Raw genomic sequence first — 20,518 nt, forward strand, 5'->3', positions numbered from 1 at the left:
TAGGCCGATATGGATTTAACTATTTTGAGTAACGGCTCACAAAGATGATATTCATCGAAGCGCTAAAATACATGATTTGGCGATGAAATAACCTCGTTCAGCCAGCAGAACAGCAGGCTCGAGATGCTTTTTCATATATCAAACTTTGAGTTAAATAAATATCGCATTCCAACCACCAACTGCTTAAAATAGTAGGATATATCTTATTTGGTTTATCTTTACTGAACCAAACCAATGCGATGATTTATTCAAACTCCCATAGTATAGGGGTATAAAATGCGCTTTATCCAAATAATTTTAGCTGTGAGTTTGCTTATCATTTTATCGGCCTGTGCAAGCACCGGAGGCCAGACTGCAGCCCAGAAACGACAAAACATCATTAAAATGCGTAATCAGGTACTGCAGGAGCTTTATCAACACAAGCCATCGGCCAAATCGATGATTGCCAGTGCGCCAGGTTATGCTGTGTTTAGCAATGGCAATGTGAATATTATTTTTCTGAGTGTGAGCGGCGGTTACGGTGTTGTCACTCGCAAAAATGCCAGCAATGTTTATATGAAAATGGCAGAAGCAGGTATAGGACTGGGTTTAGGTGTAAAAGACTTTCGAGCTGTTTTTGTCTTTCATGATAACAACACGCTTGACCAGTTTATTAAGCACGGTTGGCAATTCGGAGCCCACGCCGATGCAGCAGCTAAAGCCAGTGAGCAAGGTGCAGCCGTTGCAGGTGAAATGCTTGTTGACAATATTACAGTGTTTCAAATAACCGAAAGCGGTTTGGCATTACAAGCAACGCTAAAGGGCACTCGTTACTGGAAAGATGACGAACTGAATTAATCAAATTAACAAAGGACCATTGATTGAAGTTTAATAAGAAAAAGACAGGATTGGCATTAGGTAGCGGTGCTGCAAGGGCGCTCGCTCACTTTGGCGTCATCAAGTCATTGTATCGCGAAGGTGTGCGTCCTGATGTTGTGGTTGGATGCTCAATGGGAGCACTGGTTGGTGCCGCCTATGTAACTGGCCATCTAGGCGAGTTAGAGAACTGGTTTCTTGAACAAAACACAACGAAGATTTTGCGACACTTAGATATTAACTTTTTTGCCAGCGGCGGTATTGCTGATGGCAATCAGTTTATCAGTTTCTTAAAAAGTCAGTTTGGTGATTATCAAATTGAAGAACTGCCGATTCCATTTGCAGCCATTGCCTGTGATATGCACAGCGGAAAAGAAGTCTGGTTAACTCAGGGCTCTATATGGGATGCGGTTCGAGCATCAGGAGCCTATCCAGGTCTCCTGTCCCCAGTCAATCAAGAAGGCCAATGGTTAATCGATGGTGGTGTAGTCAACCCGGTTCCGATTAGTGTATGTCGAGCGCTGGGAGCCACACAGGTTATTGCGGTCAACCTGAATAATGACTTACTAATGAAACCTCGAAAGAAAAGCAAAGATAAGCAGCTGTTTCGATTTAACAACGAAAACTCCATATTGGGCAAAGCAACAGGCAAACTGCGTCAGTCTATCAATGATAGAATACCACTGGCGGCAAAACGCAATCTGGTAAAGCGCAGAAGTTTGAAAATCAAAGAGTATGAACCTGGCATTATGGAAGTTATTTCAACAACCATTGACGTAATGCAAGACAGAATTACCCGCAGCCGATTGGCAGGCGATCCACCCGATGCACTCATCAACCCACGACTTTCTCATATTGGCTTTTTAGAAACAGATCGCACGGCAGAAATTATTGAAGAAGGTGAAAACAGCGTAATCAGAAACATCGATCAACTACAGGACTTTAAAATAGGATGAACTACAAAATCTCACTCCTTATCATTCTTTGCATGATGCTTACAGGGGCAAATACAGTCAATGCCAAAGAGCTGGATTTTACAGGCACTTGGTGTGGGCAATGGGATGCAACTTACAAAGTTTGTTTTGATATCACAACAAACGACGATGGCTATCAATCTTTTTATCGTTGGGAAGAATACTTAAAGCGCCCAATGAAAAAGAAGCACCTGAAAGTCGAGCAAATCAATGCGAACACCTTAAATATGGAAGGCAAATATCTTATCATCGATCTTCATGCCCCCAATACAGCGTTTGCATTTGGTCTATTTGATCATCAATCTCGCGTTGCCTTACTGAAAAAACAATCTCTCGAACACACTAATCAATAGGAACATCATGTCTGTTATTTATATAGCCTCTATTATCGTTAAACCACTAAAAGGTTGTGAGTTTGACTACAAACAGTTTGATGCGCTTCAAACACAATGTTTTATTCCGGCTCGAGACGAAAAACATGCGGCAGAAATTCTTTTTGATGTTCTCGAAGAACTCAACTTTGATTTAATTCAAGAAGAATGGCTGATAAAAGACAGTGAGCTTGATATGTCGCATCCCGACAACGTTCAAGCGAAAGATCTGGTTGAGGAAGCCAGAGAAGAAGAAACCACTCTTTTCTCTGATTTTTTTAGAGTAGAGCTACCAGAAGTCGAACAAGAGACAGATAGCGACGACGACTAAAAATAATAACGAATGCCGAGTTGCCATTGCTTCTCGGTTAACTCTTCAGGATAGCCAGCATACATTCGTCCTTCTTTGTCACTGCGCAAACGGTTAAATTCGACATGAGCAAACCAACGCTTATGCCATTGATAAGCATAAGACAATGTTAAACCATTACCATTTTCGCCATTACCATCCATCGGCAAGGTATCTTTATCTGTTACAGAAAAATCCTCTAAGCGAAAGGTAACTCGATGCCTGTCAAATTTTCGAGTCAACGCAGCAAATACGTTACGATAGTCATTGTCAACGATGATATCTCCGTTTAATCGTGTCATTGCTGTTTGCCCTTGCATCCATTGAGCAATGAGTTGTGTTTTTCCCCACAATCGCCATTTTATACCACCATGAAAGAACTCTGTGCCCCAGGCATATTGTCCATTAACGACATTACGCATATCGGCATTGTTATTGTAGTAGCCAAGCCGTATGAATCCCTTACCGTGCTTATTCCATTCTCCAGAAACATGGTATCCCACACGATCATCCAGCTCGAGAAAAGGATCAGACTCGGCGGCTTGTTGATTTAACGGATATTGTGAGCGCGCAGGAAAGTCAGGGAGAGGCAATCGTTCATGCCATAAACTCTGACGACTCGAAGATGTCCACCCATGCCATGCCAACATGGCACCAGCGGTATCATTGTGACTCATAAGCGCTAAAGATAATCGCCAATCATGCTTTTGGTTTCTGGCTTTACCTAACCATGTCCATTGGCTCTCTACACCTAGATATCGAAACTCTTCTCCAATCCAGCTGTTGAGTGTTGAATAATTCAAGGTGTATGGAGATGACCATGCTGTCGCAATATTTTCTAATGAAATAACAGGATAGAGCATGCCTGCCTTTAGTTGCCAACGACGACCATTTTCTGTCGGCACACCACGATAACGAAAATAGGTTTCACTGACACCCACATCCGTTCGGCTTTCATCGGCATATAGATTGCTAACACCATGAAAACTCCAATGCTCATCCCAGTCCAGTCGATAATCAATAGCACCATGAGCTAAGGAAAACTCAGAACCATCATCATACTGAAACTTCCCATAACCTCCGTCGAGGTATCGCTGCAATGAGTCTGTGTGAGTGGCCCGAATGTCTACCAAGCCTCGAAAGTGGTGCTCAATCGCCACGCACACCTGAGGAATAGAAAATAATAGGATAGAACCAAGAATTAAGAATCGTCTCATCACACTTCCTTTTCAGGACAATAATCACTGCTGGTCAACCAAGCCATAAACTCATCAGCAGGTTGCGGTTTGTTAATAAAATAGCCCTGTATTTTTTCGCAGCCTTTATCGCGCAGCCATTCGAGCGTACTGAGATCTTCGACGCCCTCAGCTACAACTGATAGTCCCATGTTATGAGCTAAGGCAATCGTTGAGTCCACAATGATCTGATCATCGTCATCCAATAAGAGCCGTTGAACAAATGACTTATCAATCTTCAACTCATTAACGGGCAGATGTTTAAGCTGCGCTAAAGATGAGTAACCGGTCCCATAATCATCAATGGATATACGTACACTTTGCTCACGTAAATCATTTAATACTTCTAATGCTTTATTAGAATCATTCACCACAGCATCTTCGGTGATTTCTAAAATAATAGCTTCGACAGGAATGTTCTTACTCTGTAATAAATCAAAGTACTTATCTTTGAACCCTTTTTGATTTAAATTTTCGGCAGATACATTAACTGCGATAGAAATAGCAAAACCTCGCTTGCGCCAACGGTGATATTGCTCACAGGCTTCGTTCATAACCCATTGAGTCAGAGCATCCATTTGTCCCGTCTGCTCAGCAATATGAATAAAGGTATCTGGCGCGATCAAACCATTAACAGGATGTAACCACCGAACTAAAGCTTCAACCTCTTTAACTCTACCTGTTTTCAAACTGAGCTTGGGCTGATAAAAAAGCACCATTTGTTCATTTTCAATGGCTGTCTTTAAACTATTAACCAAGTGCAATCGCTCGACCGTGTTAAAGTCCAACTGCACATTATAAAGCTGAGAAAATGCATTCTTTTGTTTAGCCAGCCGTAGTGCAGTATCAGCTTTTTGCATCAAGCTGATTGCATTGCGTCCATGAAGTGGGCTAATAGCAATTCCTAATTGAACTTGCAGATGAAACGAAATACTTTGATAGTGAAAGATGGCTTCAAAACGTTCACTAATTTGTTGAATCACTGGCTCGAGGTTGGCTTCGCTTGTTTGGTGACAAACAACAACAAATTCATCCCCACCAATATGGAATAACGAGAAGCCACTGCCCAAAGCACTTAGGCGTCGCCCCACTTCTTTAATAACATCATCACCAACAGCTCTTCCTAAAGTATCATTCACATCACGAATTCGACGAATGTTCAGCAGTACAACCGCATACTCCAGGCTCTCTTCGGAGGCGTTCATTTCATCCAACTGTTGAATCAACAGGTTGTTATTAGGCAAGTCGGTCAAAGGCTCATGATATAGGCGATGAGAAATCTTATTTTCTCGCATAAGAACGGCTTCTTGCATCGCCGTGAATTCTTTTGACAGCTGCTCAAGCTCTGCACTGTTATCAATCGATACTTTTATGTCGTAATTACCTCCTGCTATATATTGAGCCTGACTAACGAGCTGTTTAATAGGGTTGGTAATTCCTTCTGATATGACATAAGCACTGATCAGTGATAATACGACGGTTATAAGGATCATGATCAATAACTGCAACCAACGATCTTCCAAAGTCGCTAAAATATCATCATGCAGGTTATACATGATCAATTGAACTTTCTTATCATTCACCTCGCCAATAGTATGCAAACTGTATAAGATATCGGTGCTTTCCTGTTGCATTCGAATAGACTCAAGTAACGCATTTACCTGAGACACATCTTGTTTGGCCTCCGAGAACGAAAGTACACTCCATTTCTTTTGTGTTGGATCATCAATAAAAAAGCCGGTTTTCAACCCCGTTTGCGCGGCAAACTCCTTTGCTACCGCTTCATCGATGACATAACCAAAGCCTATCCACCCCATTAACAACTCACCATTCTTTAATGGTGCAAAACTAATTTGGTAGAGCAGCCCTTCTAATTCGTAGAGTTGCGTTTGGTCCGGCAAATAAAGCCACTCCATATAACGAAAGTTTTGTCCCTGCTCTTTTCCCACTTTCACTTTGGCACTGCCATCATCTTGCTTGGTAACCAGCAACTGCCCAACGACTTTTCCACTAGGTGCAACGGCAACAGAGATATCAGCATCAATACGCTTGCGATGATTGTTTAGCGCAGCAAGAAAGCTCCGGGTATCTTCTTCAAAAACCTCTTTTAACCCAAAGTCTTTTGCGGCTGTTTCTGAGAAGGCAGCAAGATAGTAACTGCGGTTATTGTAATAGGCATCGAATACAGCATCAGCCGTTGTTAACTGGTTACTTAACTTAAGATCTTGCAGTTGCTGGTTAGTCTGATAAGCAATCCAGAAGGACACGGCTTGAACAACGATCAAAATCAGCACAAATAGAGCAAAAATTTTAGTTTGCAGACTCTTCATGACAATCATGTCTAATACCCGTCAAGAAAGTCAAAGTCATCCAGAGGCTTCTGTTCTGGAATGCTATCGAGAGGCTGTGTTAGTGAAATAGAAAAGGGATCGGTTAATGGCCAGGCAACAATATGCTGTTGGTCTCGGTCCGCCTCTTTCATCTGCGGATGCCAGACACGCAAAGTGTAGCTCCCAGACTCTATGTGCGAAAAAAGAACTCGGCCATTATCGTCGGTGATACCGTAATAAGGAGTATCTACAACCAAGAGATATCCACTCATCCAGTCATGAATATTACATCCCATAGGAATGATGCCCGCCTGCTGAAACTGCAGGGTTCTTGCCGCTTCATCTTTACGAATTTTGAATGAAAACCGTTCTTTTCCGGTAAGAGAATAAATGTGGTGAGCAATATCATCGTTGTTTTCGAAGGAAACAGGCACTCCAACCTGCACAACGCTGACATAAGGCTGAAACTGTTTGTTTCTCTGTGAGATAGTAGGACGTATCGAAGCTTGTGCGGATTCCCCTTCTGGAGCTTTATGTTGTAAATAAAGCACAACGCCACTGACAGCCTTCCCCTCATGACTCAACAACTGAATGGCGTTTTCAGCATGTAAGGGAATAACAATGAGTAAACACAGGCAGCCTAACCAAATTCGCTCAGTCAACGGAGTTTATCCTTAGAATTCTTATATTTGCCTTTTCTAGTATAGACAAAGACCTCAAAAACATGACAAAGAGTCGTTAAGGGCCCTTGAGTTACAGCGAATATCAACTTTTCGTATCTCCTCAAGGTTTTCAGCTTCTATCTCATAAAGAATTAATCGGGTTACTCAACTAGAGGTAGCGTTGAAATATTAATGTCACCAATCTAGCCACAAATTGTCACTAACCATCTCTATTGTAGAGCAGGAAAAATTCCAATAAGAGTTAGGGACACCATGAAACCTTTATATTCTTCCTTGTTAATAGGCAGTGCATTGACCCTCACCGCCTGTATCGATAACCCGTTTGAAATCAATGCTGGCGCAGACATCAACGCTGACATGAAAACTCAAGTGACGCTGACTGCCACCGGTGATACTCAAAGCACCGATCTCCAATGGCAACAGGTAGCAGGCCCAGCAGCAACGGTTGTTGCTCAAGACGGGGCTTCGTATACCATCGAAACACCGCTTATCACTCAAGCCAGTGGTGCCACCTTGACCTTTGAAGTGACGGTAACAGCTGCCAATGGCCGTCAGCTGAAAGATCAGGTTAATGTCGACGTAAATCTGACAGCGCCTTTTGCAGTTCCAGACTACAAAGCAGACGCAACCCCATTTAACTTGACTGAAACTCGCTTTGAAATAAGCCAAGCCTTATCAACGGTAAGCTTTCAGCACAACGGCAATTCAGCCGGTAGTATTAGTTTCGATGTAGGCTTTGGTAGCGGTGCTTACCACTACCCCAATGATCCAGAGCATGTGTTCTACACCATTTCGGATCGTGGCCCGAACATTAAGTGTGAAGACTCAGAAGATATCATTGGCGTGGCAGACTTCTGTGGTGCCGATAATGAAGATAACAAGATCTTCCCAGTTCCAGCGTTTGCACCCGTGATTGCTCGCATGGAATTGATTCAGGGAGCCAATGGTCCGGAAGCCCAGATTGCCGAGGTCATCACACTAAGAGATAAAGATGGTCAACCTATTTCGGGCATCACCAATCCTCTCACGGTGACTGATACTGAGCTTTCTTTTTCTCACACCGGTGAACAACTGGCATTTGATGCCCAAGGTGTCGATCCAGAAGCTCTGGTCAAACTGAATGATGGCAGCTTCTGGATTGCTGAAGAATACGGTCCTAGCTTATTGCATGTGGCCGCTAACGGCATCATCCTGCAACGCGTTGTTCCAGCGGGTATGGAACAAGATCTCGCCGATGCTAACTACCCTGTTACAGGTTCTCTGCCAGCAATTCTCGCCAAACGCAAACTGAATCGAGGTGCAGAGTCGATTGCTATTACACCAGATAACCAGTTTTTGTATTTCATTATGCAAAGCCCACTGGCGAACCCAGACACTGACGCCTACGCTAACTCTCGCAATGTGCGATTAGTTAAGTTAAGTCTGGCAAATGATGGCAGTTTGGATTCTGTTATTGGTGAGTACGTTTATCGCATGGACGTTCCCCAGACCTTTGCCAATAAAGCAGCAGAATCCGGCGATCTTAAAAATGGCGACTACCGTAAACAGAAAGACGTCAAGATCAGCGAGATGGTGGCCATTGGCGAAGACGACTTAATCATTCTGGAACGCATTAGCAAAGTGACCAAACTCTATCGGGTGAATTTGCAGCATGCCGATAATATTTTATCCAGCCAGTTTGATTCGCAGAGTACTTCTTTGCGTCCTTTAGAGTCTACCGCCGATCTTTCTGAGATCACCGCTACTCCAGTCACTAAGGAACTGGTTTACAACAGCTTAACAGCAGCGGGAACAGGCTTACCCAAAAAGGTCGAAGGTTTAGCCATGCTTAACAACGAGCATCTGCTATTAATCAACGACAATGACTTTGGCATCGAAGGCGATAAAACAGAGATCGTCATCTTACCCATTGTTGACGCCATTAGTTCCGGTAACGCCCCCCAAAAAATCGCTCTAACGCAAGTGGGTCGTTATGACTCTGGCATTTTTGATGAAGGTGCGGCAGAAATCGTTGCCTTTGATAGCCAACAAAAGAAACTCTTTGTCGTCAACGCGAATGACGCCAGTGTTGATGTACTTGATATTTCTAATCCAGCATCACCCACCAAGCTAACAAGCATTACCGCATCTAGTGCAGGCCCAGACCTCGGTAGCGCAAACTCAGTGAGCGTTTATAACGGTACTTTAGCTGTTGCTATTGAGGCTGATACCAAACAAGATCCGGGGTTAATCGCTTTTTACTCCACCACTGACTATAGCCTTTTGGCTACCGTAGCAGTTGGAGCCCTGCCTGATATGGTGACCTTTACTCACGACGGCAGCAAAGTGCTGGTCGCTAACGAAGGTGAGCCCAACGATGACTATGACAATGATCCCGAAGGTTCAATTTCGATCATCGATGTGAGCAACGGTGTTGCTAATGCCACGGTAAACCATCTGCGCTTTACTGACTTTAATGAAGGCAACAGCCGTGCAGATGAGCTTCCTGCCAATGTTCGTATTTTTGGCGCGAATGCTTCGGTTGCTCAAGACCTGGAGCCAGAATACATCGCACTTTCCGCCGATAGCAGCAAAGCCTATGTGTCGCTGCAAGAAAACAACGCGCTGGCTATCATTGACGTGAACAACCAAACCATTGACTCGATTGTGGGTCTTGGCGTCAAAGACTATAGTGTGGCAGGCAACGAAATCGATGTATCAGACAAAGATGACCAGATAAATCTGAAAACCTGGGATAATCTGGTGGGCATGTATCAACCCGATGCTATTGCAACTTATAGCTGGAACAACCAATCGGTTGTCATCAGCGCCAACGAAGGTGATGCCCGAGATTACGACGGTTATTCAGAAGAAGTTCGTGGCGATGATCTGACATTATCACCCATACATTTTGCCAGTGATGCAGCCGACTCGAATAACTTAGGGCGAATCAAAACAACCACTGCTAATGGCGACAGCAATAACGATGGTATGGTTGAAAGCATCTATTCTTATGGCGCACGATCTTTCTCATTGTGGGATCAGAATGGACAACAGATATTTGATTCAAACAGCGAGTTCGAGAAACTATTATCAGAGCGTTATCCCGAAAACTTCAACGCCAGCAACGATAAGAACAGCCACGAAAATCGTTCTGATGACAAAGGGGCTGAGCCAGAAGGTGTAGCCACAGGTCAGGTTGGCGATAGAGTGTATGCTTTCATTGGACTGGAACGCCAGGGTGGTATCATGGTTTATGACGTAACCAACCCTTACGGCCCACAGTTTGTTGAATACATCAGTAACCGTGACTTTAGTGTCAAACCCGGCGAAGGTTCTGATGCAGGAGACTTAGGTCCAGAAGGCATGCTGTTTATACCCGCCGACAAAAGTCCATCCAATCAGCCATTGCTTGTGATTGGCAATGAAGTGAGCGGAACCACCACTCTTTATACTATCAATGTTCTTTAAGCGTTAAAAACGGGGCCTCAAGGCTCCGTTTTTTGTCGATCCCAAATAACTGAGTACAACCTCTCTCAAAATATACACATCAATTTTGTGCTTAAACCCCAATTCAGCCCATCGCCCCCCCTCTCCTTCATTCGCATATAGCAGAAAGTAGCCACTCCATCAGGTTTTGTTATTAGCTCTGGTGGTCAATTTATCGCTTAATAGCATAGTGTGTTATTCGCTAAGCAGATGTAATTGTATGGACTATCTACCTCTTTTTACCAAAGTATCTAATAAGCATTGCTTGCTGGTAGGCGGCGGTGAAGTCGCGGCCAGAAAACTGGAGCTATTGACTCAAGCTCATGCCAATGTGACCGTTGTTTCTCCGCAGATAAATGATGAGATCCGACAAAAAGCGCTCATTCACAAAGTGACTCTGTTGCAGCAAGAATTTCATCCAGCCCTACTGGATGAAGCCGATCTTGTCATAGCCGCGACGAACAACTCATTGCTTAATGAATCCATCTATTTTGAATCCACACGGCGCAAGCTTTTGGTGAACGTGGTCGATAACCCAGAGTTATGCAGCTTTATCATGCCCGCCATTGTTGATCGCGGTGCCATCACCATCGCGATTGGAACAGGAGGTAAAGCCCCAGTACTGGCTCGCCTGTTGAGAGGAAAAATAGAATCCATGATTCCTGCAGCCTACGGTCGACTGGCATCACTGGCAGAAAAGTATCGTGGAATCGTTAAAAAGTCTTTACCAACAGGCACCGCTCGAAAAAACTTTTGGGAGGATATTTTTGAAGGCAATACCGCAGAAAAAATATTTAACCAACAAGATGAGCTTGCCGAAGCGGATTTAAAACAAACACTACTCGCTCATCAACAAAATAAACAACTACAAGGTGAAGTCTACATTGTAGGAGCAGGCCCCGGTGATCCCGACCTATTGACCTTTAAAGCTTTGCGACTCATGCAAAAAGCCGATGTGGTAGTTTATGATCGTCTGGTATCTGATGATATTCTCAATTTGGTAAGACGTGATGCAGAACGTATTTATGTTGGTAAAGAAAAAGCGCATCACTGCGTCCCACAAGACCAGATTAACTCATTACTGATTAAACTCGCCAAATCAGGCAAACGAGTCTGTCGTTTAAAAGGCGGCGATCCTTATATCTTTGGTCGTGGTGGAGAAGAAGCACAAGAGTTAGCGGATCAGGGTATCGATTTTCATGTAGTCCCAGGGATTACTTCAGCGGCAGGAGCATCGACTTATTGTGGCATTCCATTAACTCATAGAGACTATGCTCAGTCAGTCACTTTTGCTACAGGACATCTAAAAAATAACCAGGTGAACCTTGACTGGGAAAGCTTAGCTAAAAAAAATCAAACGCTGGTGATCTACATGGGGTTATCTGGGCTCAACATCATAGCTAAAGAGTTGATACATCATGGACTGTCTTCGAGCACTCCGGTTGCCATCGTTCACCGTGCAACTCAACCACAACAAAAAATAGTGACGGGTACTTTGAGTACGATATCCCAAATTGCTAGTGATGAAAAAATTGAGTCACCCTCGCTCATTGTTGTGGGCGAAGTCGTTGCATTACACAATCAATTACACCCAGAAGCAACAGTAACTCAACCTAAAGTCGTTAATGCTTAAAAAGAAAGCTCGGAGCAATATTCCTCCGAGCTTTTAACACTTACAAAAGAAAGCAGTAGCGAACGTTATTGATGTAAACACAATAGCAATCTTGAGGTCTTTCTCGGCACCACCTCTGCTCCCAGTTTGACTTCAACAACTGATTTTGAAGTACCTCAATTTTTTTTGCACTATGAGTTTCCATCGCAACAGCACCATTAAATGCAGAGATACCAAATACAGTGACAGCTGTTAACAACATTTTTATTTTCTTCATTTTTATATTCCTTTTTTACTGTACTACTTATTGAATACCAACCCTAATACTTCAATAATCCAAACTGACAGTCAACGGAATCTATAGCAAATACCTCTAAAGAGTTTTTATTAACGAATTAGAATAATTTTGCAAAATAAAAAAAGGCCACTCACAAAATGAGTGGCCTTGCGGGTTTCGATGATAACTTAGTTAACTCGAATAGGGATATATGTTGCGTTGTTGCTACCCGTCGATTCACTAATGGCATTATCGTAATCAATCACCGCACCAATCCAGTAGTTCTGACCAGAGTTTAAACTGGAAGGAATGGTTAACGTACGTTTGAATGTATAAGGTACGTTGCGAGTTAAATTAAGCGACCCAGTTCCGATGTTTTGGTCAGCAGTCGAAATAATGTTATTAGTAGAAATATAGTAACGGATCTTAGGGCTCTGGAAGCTCTTACCGTTGTTTTCAGCGGTTAATTCCAATTGAACCGTTTGACCTTTATTAACTCGATGTACTCGTTCACCGCCAGAGAAGAAGCTACTTAAGTTACCACCAGAACTATTATAAAGGCGAGTAGGCGTGTGCGTGCTGTATTCACCACTGGTGCCCAGATATTTATGGTGTGTTAGAGCCACATCTTCCATGTTGCCACTCGTTGTACCATAAAGGATAACCGCACCGTTCGCTGCATCTTCACCAAGATAAGCGCGAGCGGTTGAACCATTCGCATGGATATGATCCCAGTCTTGTCCCATGATGTTGTAGTAACGATTTTCATGGAGTAGTCCCATTGCATGACCAAACTCATGAACAGCAGTGGTTCTGAATGGACGGCTGCCGCCACCGTAAGGCCACAATGATGTTTTATTGTTAGTGCTGGTGTAGCTCACGTTGTTGTTAAACACAACATCTACTTCATCGATACCATAGTGCCATCCGAATAACCAGTAACAATGGGTCCACGAAAATGCAACTGCAGGAGCACCATCTAACGAACCAGAGTCATTAGTAAACCAGGTTTCGTTCTGTCCATTATTTTTGCCAATGGAAGTATCACCAGTTACCAGACTAAAGTTAAATTTACTAGGGTTATCATTAACTCGACTGATGACTGTTTGTAATGCGCTAGTGTAAGATGAACCGCTAGCAAAACTCACATTACTTGCTCGCACAGTAGCAGAGTTACCACTCCACTTAATTTTTTTGCCATCACAGGTGCGCCATGCTGCGGCTTCTGCTACCTGACTCACGACACCAGAAAGTAATAATGCTGATAATAAAATAACGCGTTTCATTGTTTCGTCCTCTTAAAAAATAATTGTCCATTAACTTATTGAATAACTGGGTCGCCGCCGTTTTCTTTTACCATTTGCTCTTCTCTGCGATCGAAATCACTTCCAGATGATTTCAATGCAGTTGGCATAGATTTACCAATCGGAGCAGCATCTTTTGGGGCTACAGCGCGAAACACAGGAGCAGAGAAACTTGCTTTAATATCGGCACTTTTGAACATAGTTGCTTTCATCATACCTTTGGCTTTCATAGCTCTCGCCTGTTGCTTTAAGTCGGCAACAAAGCCAGCGGTATCCATAATGCTTCCTTTTTCAGATAAAGCCGAACGCGCTTCACCAGACTCAGTAGATACAGCACGACCTAATCCAGTGCTGCGCTTTTCTAAACCTAGTTGGTCCGCCATTAACTCTCGGCTTAAGCTGTATTCATTTTTTTCACCTAGCAACAAAGGCTGTCCATGGTCGTTAGTGATAATGCCATTAGCATCACGATAACGTCCCTGGCTACATTTAACTAAAGGGCAAATATTGCTGTTGTTTTTGCGAACAAACAAAATATCGCTGTCACCTTCCTCAAAGTCAGGCATATCAGAAACGTGTAGATAACGAATCACAGCACCACGCTTTTGTTGTCCACCCATAAAGCGTAAAGTCACTTGTTTTTCAGTAGCTTCACCAGCAATCATGTCCTCAACACTGTAAGTAACAAAAGTGTGAGGAATGCCATCTGTAGAATCCTTGTAATCGACATTAATAACCTTACCTTGAAAAACAAGATCCGATTTTGTTAACAGCTCTTGTGTATTCACTTTTCCTTGTGATGCCATTACGCTTGTTCCAGTAATACTCATAATGACAGCAGCAGCTAACGCAGTAGTCTTTTTCATCTTTCCATATCCTTGTTTGGTGTTAGACATCCCTGATGTGATTGAATCAATATCCTTTCGCTCAATCAGGTGGGCTCATTAAACGCTATTTGGTATCTCAAAAAAAGAGCAAAAAGGTGATTCTTTTTGTAAGAAATTGGCTATCTCAAGACTAAGATAATAGAGAGAAAAGGTGTCATCCCTTAATAAAATAATTAACTGAGGAGCGCTGAATGCAGCATAGAAACTGGTCTTGCATGAAATGCAACAATAGAAATTTTGATGTTGGAGAAATTAGGGTATCAGGAGGTTTCTGGTCTCGAATTTTTGATGTTCAAAACAAAAAATACACAGCAGTCTCTTGTTCTAACTGTTGTTATACCGAGTTTTACAAAGGCTCATCATCTACATTAGGCAATGTTTTAGACTTTTTTACCGGTTAAAAAAAGTATTAAAGCTCTCAAGCTGTTTCAAGATAACGCCGACTTAAAACATCCCACTTAGTACCAATGGTTGGCACAAAGGATTTTAAATCCAGTTGATAAACAACACTGCGAATACCTTGAGGGCGCTTTTCATTATCAACAAAACACTTATACTCTTTAAAACCTATAGAAAGCATGGCTTTACGAAAAGGAATATTCCCCTCCCACGAATCCGTACAATAAGATTCAGCGCCAAACATACGAATGGCTCGCATCATTGATGTATAGCCCAATCCAATGGCAATCCTTTCGTATTCCATAGCAGGATCAACGGCTAGGGTAGAAGCCATCACCGACTTTTGCCCTTGCTCATCGATACCTAAATAATCCGTATCAATACATCCAACGATTTGCTCATTCAACACCGCAATAACCCAAAACGAGTTATTTGTATTAATGCGTTTATCCACATGAGCAAAAATGGATTCTTGTCGTTGGGACAAAGGCAAATTAAATAAAGCGTCGATTTCTGGTCGCTGTAAAAACTGCACCAGACTGTCACGCTCCTGGTAAGTCACCAACTTATATTCAACGGCCCCGATATTCATGGTTGATAAATTCCTCAATGGTAGATTATCAAACAGTCTTCATTTTTAATTAGCCAAGAATAAATCTTTCAGCTTTGCAGCCCCATAGGTGGCTCACTCTTCGATCAGAAATTTCACTATAATCGTCGAAAAGCCGATTGGATAGTCCAAAAATGCGATAACTATCAAAAATCCCTTTTTCTATTTGTTCCTGAAATGCGTCATCTTATTTGCCGTGGGGTTAATACCTGTTTATGCATCCAGATAATCTAGTCGAAAAATAAAGCTTGATCTGAAACCGCTTTAATTCTATCATTTCTGTACAGACAGAAATTACCGAAAAGAGAAAAATCAGGCAATGAAACTGACACCAACATCCGAGAAGTTCATCTTGCACTGGGGTGAAATGGGTACCCGCTGGGGAGTCAACCGTACGGTGTCGCAGATACATGCCTTGCTTTATCTTTCTCCCAAGCCATTGTGCGCAGAAGAAATCGCCAACTGTCTCAATATCGCTCGCTCTAACGTGAGCACGAGTATCAGGGAGCTGCAGAGCTTTAACATTATTAAGGTAGTACATGTCTTGGGCGACCGTCGTGATCACTTCGAAACCGAACATGACATTTGGGAAATGTTTATCAATATCATTGAAACACGTAAAAGACGTGAAATAGAGCCCACGTTAGCAACCCTTAGACAGTGCATGCTAGAGGCAGAAGAAGATAAAGAACTGGACCCTGTTTCTAAAGAACGAATCAAAACCATGCATGACTTTATTTTTAATATGAGTAGCTGGTATGAGCGCATGATTAAGCTAAAAAAAGGGGTTTTACAGAGCCTTATGAATATGGGCGAGAAAATCGCTAAGTTCGCCAAGTAACTCAAGCCATTTAAATCAGCTATTTGAAGCACCAACAAATAGCTTTTTTTAAGACTGGTAATTTCTGTAATTACAGAAATTACCAAACAATCAAAACAGTTAGAAATTAGTGTAAGGAATTACCATGATTATTGAAGCCACCTACCTCACCTACTTACTTGTCAGCATCAGCATGACGGTCTGGGTTGCCAAAACCTTGAGTCAAAACGGTGCCGTTTTTTTGATAGACAGCTTCAGCGGAAACGAAGCACTAGCAAAATCAGTGAATCACTTGCTGGTGGTGGGCTTCTATCTGGTCAATATGGGCTATGTCACTTTAATTCTGAAGTACGGCGATAAGCCAACCAACCTACAGCAGGCAATCGAATTCTTCAGTACCAAAATAGGATTGGTTTTATTGGTACTCGGTGTCATGCACTTTTTTAACGTCATTATGTTGAACCGTTACCGAGAAAAAGCCGCTTTAAGAAAGCAATTAGAAAGCGCTTGTTAGATACCCAAAGTATTTCAAGGGGCAGGTAGGCGGCCAGCAAGCGAATCCCCTGAGCTTAGATACACTAAGTGATTGGGGTGAGTGCGCGCAGCGCTGCAACTTGAACATCAGTGCTGCAACTTGAAAGGCGACGGGTATAGATACCCTGTATTGAGATCATTAGGAGGACACATTATGGCAACGCCCCCACTCACAACAAAAGCACCAAGGTTAACGAGCCAAAAAGCTTTGCAAAGTATCGTTCATTACTATTCAGAAGCCAGTAATGAATACGAAGGCTGGAGTTCAGACTTCAACATGCACTTTGGTTACTACGAGTGGGGAATGAATCCTTTTGATCGCGAAACCATGTTGGAAAAAATGAATCAACGAGTTTTCGAAGTATTAGGAAGCCATATCCCTAATAAAACATTCAAACACATTCTGGATATGGGGTGTGGTTATGGCGCAACGACTCGCTCATTTGCCAATCAGAGAGAGGTTGAGTCAGTAACAGGGATTACCATCGCCCCCAACCAGGTATTTGAAGCTCAACAGCTTGCCAAGGAGAAACACTATGACTGCACACTAACTTATATCATTGATGATTATCATCATACTCAATTTGATGACGCAACATTTGATGGCATTGTTGCCATTGAAAGCGGCTGTCATTCACCAGAACAAGATAAAGCAACGCTACTAAAAGAAGCTTACCGCTTACTCAAGCCCAATGGCAGTTTTGTTATGGCCGACGGATTTTTAAAGAAGGATGAAAGATTAAATCCCGTAATGGACTATTGTTATCGAAAAGTATGTCAGCATTGGGCTTTGGGTGAGTTTGGTTCAATCAACCAAGTTAAAGAGACAATGGAAGCTCTTGGATATAAGGATATAAAAGTTGAAGATGCTTCTATGAGAGTAGCACCGTCAGTAGCATCTATTCCATTAGTAGCCACGGTTTATTTGCTCAAGCGGCTAATCAAAGGGAATAATACTTCACAAAAATGGAGTCATTTATTAGCCCCAGTTTTTCTTCTACCACTGGCATTTTGTTTACATCGATTTGGATACTATATTATCAGCGGAAGAAAGCCAGAATAGATAAAGGACTTTAGATTATTTTATAAAGGAATAAATTGAAAAAAGGAACAAATTAAGCCAAGGATGGCGAGAAAATACTTTCACTAAGAATACACCATGAAATATCGGCCAAAGTTCTTAACTGTTGAAGAGAGCTCTTAAACCGATAAAGTGCCAGGCAAAATAAAAGGATGAACACTCAGTCTTAAGGCTTCATAATTTTCTTCGGTGATCATACCATCATTAAGGCATTTCCATTGTTTTGACTCGAACAGCATTTGTTTAAAAGCTTCTTGAGTATTTTCTGGTTGAAAATCACAAACGGCCTTCATCTTCTTATCAAGAATACCTTCTGCTTTACCGCAATTCATCTGATTACAATATTCTAACCAGAAAATCATACTCATTGCGGGAAGATAAAGCGACGTCTCTTTCTCCTGATAATTATGAAGACTTAGTTCACCACCGTCGTCGAGGTAAGCTCGATACAAACGATATGAGTTAAATAGTCGTTTTATCTGTCTGGGGTTAGAGAACTCATACACCTTAACCAATCGATGAAAATGAGAAAGCTCACTCGAGGAATGGCGTAATACAGAAGGAGCTTTACTTTGACTCTTTGATTCAGTCGTTGGCTTGTGATCAGCAGCAGCTTCTTGGCGAGTTACTTGCTCTTCTGTTGGTGAGCTTTGTTTGTCTTTATCAACATTAGATGCCTCCGACTCTTTTCTCTCTTCTTGAATGATTGCCTGATTTTGCTTTGGCTCATCAAGCTCACTAGAGATAGCCGCATCATTGTTATCCTTCACTGATGAATTAGACTCATCCAACAGATTCCCTTGAAACAACGTATTATGAATGTAGTTACTCAACTCAGTCTCTGGTGCAGGTGTCAGAACCACTGGCAATTGAATAATTTTTCCTAAATACTGTCGAGCAATATCTTGAGCACCTGAATCCTGACGATGCTCAGCCAGATCCGCATAATGACAAGCCAATGCCGATAAAGCAATACGATGATCAACAGCAATCACCACAGTCACATTTTTTTGCGTCATGACCAGCCGAACCGCTTCTAGTACTTTTACTATCCCTTCTTTGCTACAGCGATCCAGGTCATCAATAATAAACAATAAGCGACGCTTCTTTGTGGCTTCAAATGTCTTATGTGCGCGATTAATACCGGCAAAGCTGGCTTTGATATTACTAACACCATTAAGGCAGATATCACATAAAATATCGACCTGACGTTTCATAATCGGAATTGTGCCTAGATGTTTGCCGAAGAAAGAGAGCGTAAGGTAAGTATTTAGTTTGTCAGCTAACGGGTGTGCCGTTAAATTTCTGTTAGCTTGAAAGAAAGCCACTAATGAAGCAAAGATACCCGCCATGGTCACGCCAGTCTTTGAGTAGATAAGACCTAATACGATACCTACAACAGTCACTACCGCTAATCCACAATAAAAAAGGTAGGATGAAAAATTATAGCGGCGAGCAAACAGATAATAGAGATAGTCTTTTTGCCAAAAGCTGTAACCTTTTGTTAGACCTTGAACACACTCTTGCGCAATACCTGCTTGAATATTTTCACAATGCTCATACGTCCAGGCATTAAACTCAGCGACCTTCCATTCATTTTGTGCATTACTCTTTAGCTTTTCTTTTAACAACCTTAAGACGGTCGACTTGCCAGCTCCCCAGTCACCGAGTAATCCGATGGTCAGTTCACCTTTATGCTCTGGCGTATCAAGAAAGTCAGCAATCGCACTGACTAAACGAGAGCGCCCTAATCGATCTTTTACATTAGTAGACTCGGGTATAATACTGCCCAACCTTCCGGTATTAATTGTTCCTTCTTTTTCTCTTGCAGCACTTTCCAAAACAGCAGGCCAAAACTCTGAATACACAGACTCGATATGCTCTCCTCTTAATAGAGACTCATAGCGCGAGGCGAAGTCAATAGGAAGATCATTATAAACACTCCTTAATGCACTATTTAAAACAGGCTGCAATAGCTCAGGCACATCCCCGTGCCACAAAGGATGAACCATAAGATCTTCTTTATTTTGATAAAGGCGAATATCGTTTTTTATTGCTGTTACAAACAACTGCCAAATATTAAAGCCATTATCTAGTCGACTAAAAGCAAAGGAGAGTGATTTTAATGCTTTAACAATAAGCTTAGGCTTCAATCCTAAGCTATCGTCAATCAGAGCACACATAGTAAATACTTCTACTAAAGACTCATAGAAAGGACTTGATTCTGATTCAACGTCAAAGTAATAAGATGCAGTATCTTTATCTTCCAGTGGAAAGTAAAAATCTGAGATCGATAAATGAACATCGTATCCTATTCGCGTTCCATGCCAGTGAATCAAACTTAACGCTTCAGCTTTAATTAAAATTCGGTAGCGGTCATCTTCTTCTTTAGATTGATAAGGGCATAAAGCGAAAAACGGTAGTATGCGAAATAAAGTTCTATTAATAAGGCTATCTTGAGCACTCGACAATTCTTCCTGAAAAAGCCAGCTCCAATCCCCTGCCAGCGAACTCGAGTGTACCTGAGACAGCATCTCGTCATCCAGCATATTCTTTTGCATCATGGCTCACTCCCTTATCCCATCTCTATTTCATATTAGAACCAAGGAAGATCCAAAAGCAAGCAGCAGAAAAAAGAACGCCCAATAATCTCATTTAAAAATAAAAAAGCCCCTTCGATTAAGAAGAGGCGAAGCGTGACTGGAGATAGAGCGTCACATTGGGGGATG

General features: G+C 42.2%; 18 protein-coding genes. 10 read left to right on the forward strand and 8 right to left on the reverse strand.

The features are described 5' to 3' along the window. Positions 1 to 276 precede the first annotated feature (276 nt). The 4 genes from NH399_RS19450 to NH399_RS19465 are packed head-to-tail and all read left to right on the forward strand — an operon-like array spanning position 277 to position 2,531. Positions 277 to 837, forward strand: coding sequence for a YSC84-related protein (locus tag NH399_RS19450; RefSeq protein WP_253042856.1), 561 nt, complete (start codon positions 277 to 279; stop codon positions 835 to 837). Between the two features lie 23 nt (positions 838 to 860). Then, positions 861 to 1,811 carry a patatin-like phospholipase family protein gene (locus NH399_RS19455; RefSeq protein WP_253042857.1) on the forward strand — a complete coding sequence of 317 codons (951 nt, stop codon included), beginning with the start codon at positions 861 to 863 and terminating at the stop codon, positions 1,809 to 1,811. Beyond that, positions 1,808 to 2,182, forward strand: coding sequence for a hypothetical protein (locus NH399_RS19460; protein ID WP_253042858.1), 375 nt, complete (start codon positions 1,808 to 1,810; stop codon positions 2,180 to 2,182). The genes NH399_RS19455 and NH399_RS19460 overlap by 4 nt, the downstream gene beginning before the upstream one ends. 7 nt (positions 2,183 to 2,189) lie before the next feature. Continuing rightward, complete coding sequence (locus tag NH399_RS19465; protein WP_253042859.1) at positions 2,190 to 2,531, forward strand: hypothetical protein; 342 nt, start codon at positions 2,190 to 2,192, stop codon at positions 2,529 to 2,531. Here the strand turns inward: NH399_RS19465 and NH399_RS19470 are convergent. Genes NH399_RS19470 through NH399_RS19480 form a run of 3 tightly spaced genes read right to left on the reverse strand, consistent with a single transcriptional unit; the run spans position 2,528 to position 6,776 of the window. Then, positions 2,528 to 3,766 (reverse strand): hypothetical protein, encoded by a 1,239-nt coding sequence (locus NH399_RS19470; RefSeq protein ID WP_253042860.1) that lies wholly within the window; start codon positions 3,764 to 3,766, stop codon positions 2,528 to 2,530. The two genes, NH399_RS19465 and NH399_RS19470, sit on opposite strands and share 4 nt — an antisense overlap. Further along, positions 3,766 to 6,123, reverse strand: a complete 2,358-nt coding sequence (locus NH399_RS19475; protein WP_253042861.1) for an EAL domain-containing protein — start codon at positions 6,121 to 6,123, stop codon at positions 3,766 to 3,768. The genes NH399_RS19470 and NH399_RS19475 overlap by 1 nt, the downstream gene beginning before the upstream one ends. Before the next feature lie 2 nt (positions 6,124 to 6,125). After that, complete coding sequence (locus tag NH399_RS19480; RefSeq protein WP_253042862.1) at positions 6,126 to 6,776, reverse strand: hypothetical protein; 651 nt, start codon at positions 6,774 to 6,776, stop codon at positions 6,126 to 6,128. Positions 6,777 to 7,049: 273 nt separating this feature from the next. On the opposite strand from NH399_RS19480, the gene NH399_RS19485 reads away from it, so the two are divergent. Together NH399_RS19485 and cysG are read left to right on the forward strand one after the other, a co-directional pair. Then, positions 7,050 to 10,247 (forward strand): choice-of-anchor I family protein, encoded by a 3,198-nt coding sequence (locus tag NH399_RS19485; protein WP_253042863.1) that lies wholly within the window; start codon positions 7,050 to 7,052, stop codon positions 10,245 to 10,247. Between the two features lie 238 nt (positions 10,248 to 10,485). Further along, on the forward strand, positions 10,486 to 11,898 hold the full coding sequence (cysG, locus tag NH399_RS19490; protein ID WP_253042864.1) for a siroheme synthase CysG: 1,413 nt from the start codon (positions 10,486 to 10,488) through the stop codon (positions 11,896 to 11,898). A gap of 40 nt (positions 11,899 to 11,938) precedes the next feature. On the opposite strand, the gene NH399_RS19495 is transcribed toward cysG, so the two are convergent. The 3 genes from NH399_RS19495 to NH399_RS19505 form a co-directional block, all read right to left on the reverse strand. After that, positions 11,939 to 12,154: a hypothetical protein gene (locus NH399_RS19495; RefSeq protein WP_253042865.1), complete on the reverse strand. Its 216-nt coding sequence runs from the start codon at positions 12,152 to 12,154 to the stop codon at positions 11,939 to 11,941. Between the two features lie 188 nt (positions 12,155 to 12,342). Further along, positions 12,343 to 13,440, reverse strand: coding sequence for a CARDB domain-containing protein (locus tag NH399_RS19500; protein ID WP_253042866.1), 1,098 nt, complete (start codon positions 13,438 to 13,440; stop codon positions 12,343 to 12,345). A gap of 35 nt (positions 13,441 to 13,475) precedes the next feature. Beyond that, the gene (locus NH399_RS19505) at positions 13,476 to 14,324 is read right to left on the reverse strand and encodes a hypothetical protein (protein ID WP_253042867.1); all 849 of its coding nucleotides are present in this window, start codon (positions 14,322 to 14,324) and stop codon (positions 13,476 to 13,478) included. 236 nt (positions 14,325 to 14,560) lie between these two features. Here NH399_RS19505 and NH399_RS26010 point away from each other — a divergent pair, with 236 nt between their 5' ends. Beyond that, a complete protein-coding gene (locus tag NH399_RS26010) occupies positions 14,561 to 14,746 on the forward strand; it encodes a zinc ribbon domain-containing protein (RefSeq protein WP_371876103.1) in 186 nt (61 codons plus the stop codon). Positions 14,747 to 14,763: 17 nt separating this feature from the next. Here NH399_RS26010 and NH399_RS19510 read toward each other — a convergent pair whose 3' ends face one another. Beyond that, complete coding sequence (locus NH399_RS19510; protein ID WP_253042868.1) at positions 14,764 to 15,336, reverse strand: hypothetical protein; 573 nt, start codon at positions 15,334 to 15,336, stop codon at positions 14,764 to 14,766. A gap of 337 nt (positions 15,337 to 15,673) precedes the next feature. Between NH399_RS19510 and NH399_RS19515 the strand changes: the two genes are divergently transcribed. The 3 genes from NH399_RS19515 to NH399_RS19525 all read left to right on the forward strand — a co-directional run bounded on the left by NH399_RS19515 (position 15,674) and on the right by NH399_RS19525 (position 17,771). Further along, entirely contained in the window at positions 15,674 to 16,195 is a 522-nt protein-coding gene (locus tag NH399_RS19515; protein ID WP_253042869.1) for a GbsR/MarR family transcriptional regulator, read from the forward strand. A gap of 124 nt (positions 16,196 to 16,319) precedes the next feature. Next, positions 16,320 to 16,688 (forward strand): hypothetical protein, encoded by a 369-nt coding sequence (locus NH399_RS19520; protein ID WP_253042870.1) that lies wholly within the window; start codon positions 16,320 to 16,322, stop codon positions 16,686 to 16,688. 174 nt (positions 16,689 to 16,862) lie between these two features. Further along, positions 16,863 to 17,771, forward strand: a complete 909-nt coding sequence (locus NH399_RS19525; protein WP_253042871.1) for a methyltransferase domain-containing protein — start codon at positions 16,863 to 16,865, stop codon at positions 17,769 to 17,771. A 137-nt stretch (positions 17,772 to 17,908) separates the two neighbouring features. Here NH399_RS19525 and NH399_RS19530 read toward each other — a convergent pair whose 3' ends face one another. After that, entirely contained in the window at positions 17,909 to 20,353 is a 2,445-nt protein-coding gene (locus NH399_RS19530) for a P-loop NTPase fold protein (RefSeq protein WP_253042872.1), read from the reverse strand. Positions 20,354 to 20,518: the final 165 nt, after the last annotated feature.

Source organism: Pleionea sp. CnH1-48, assembly GCF_024124665.1.
Taxonomy (GTDB): Bacteria; Pseudomonadota; Gammaproteobacteria; order Enterobacterales; family Kangiellaceae; genus JAMXSB01.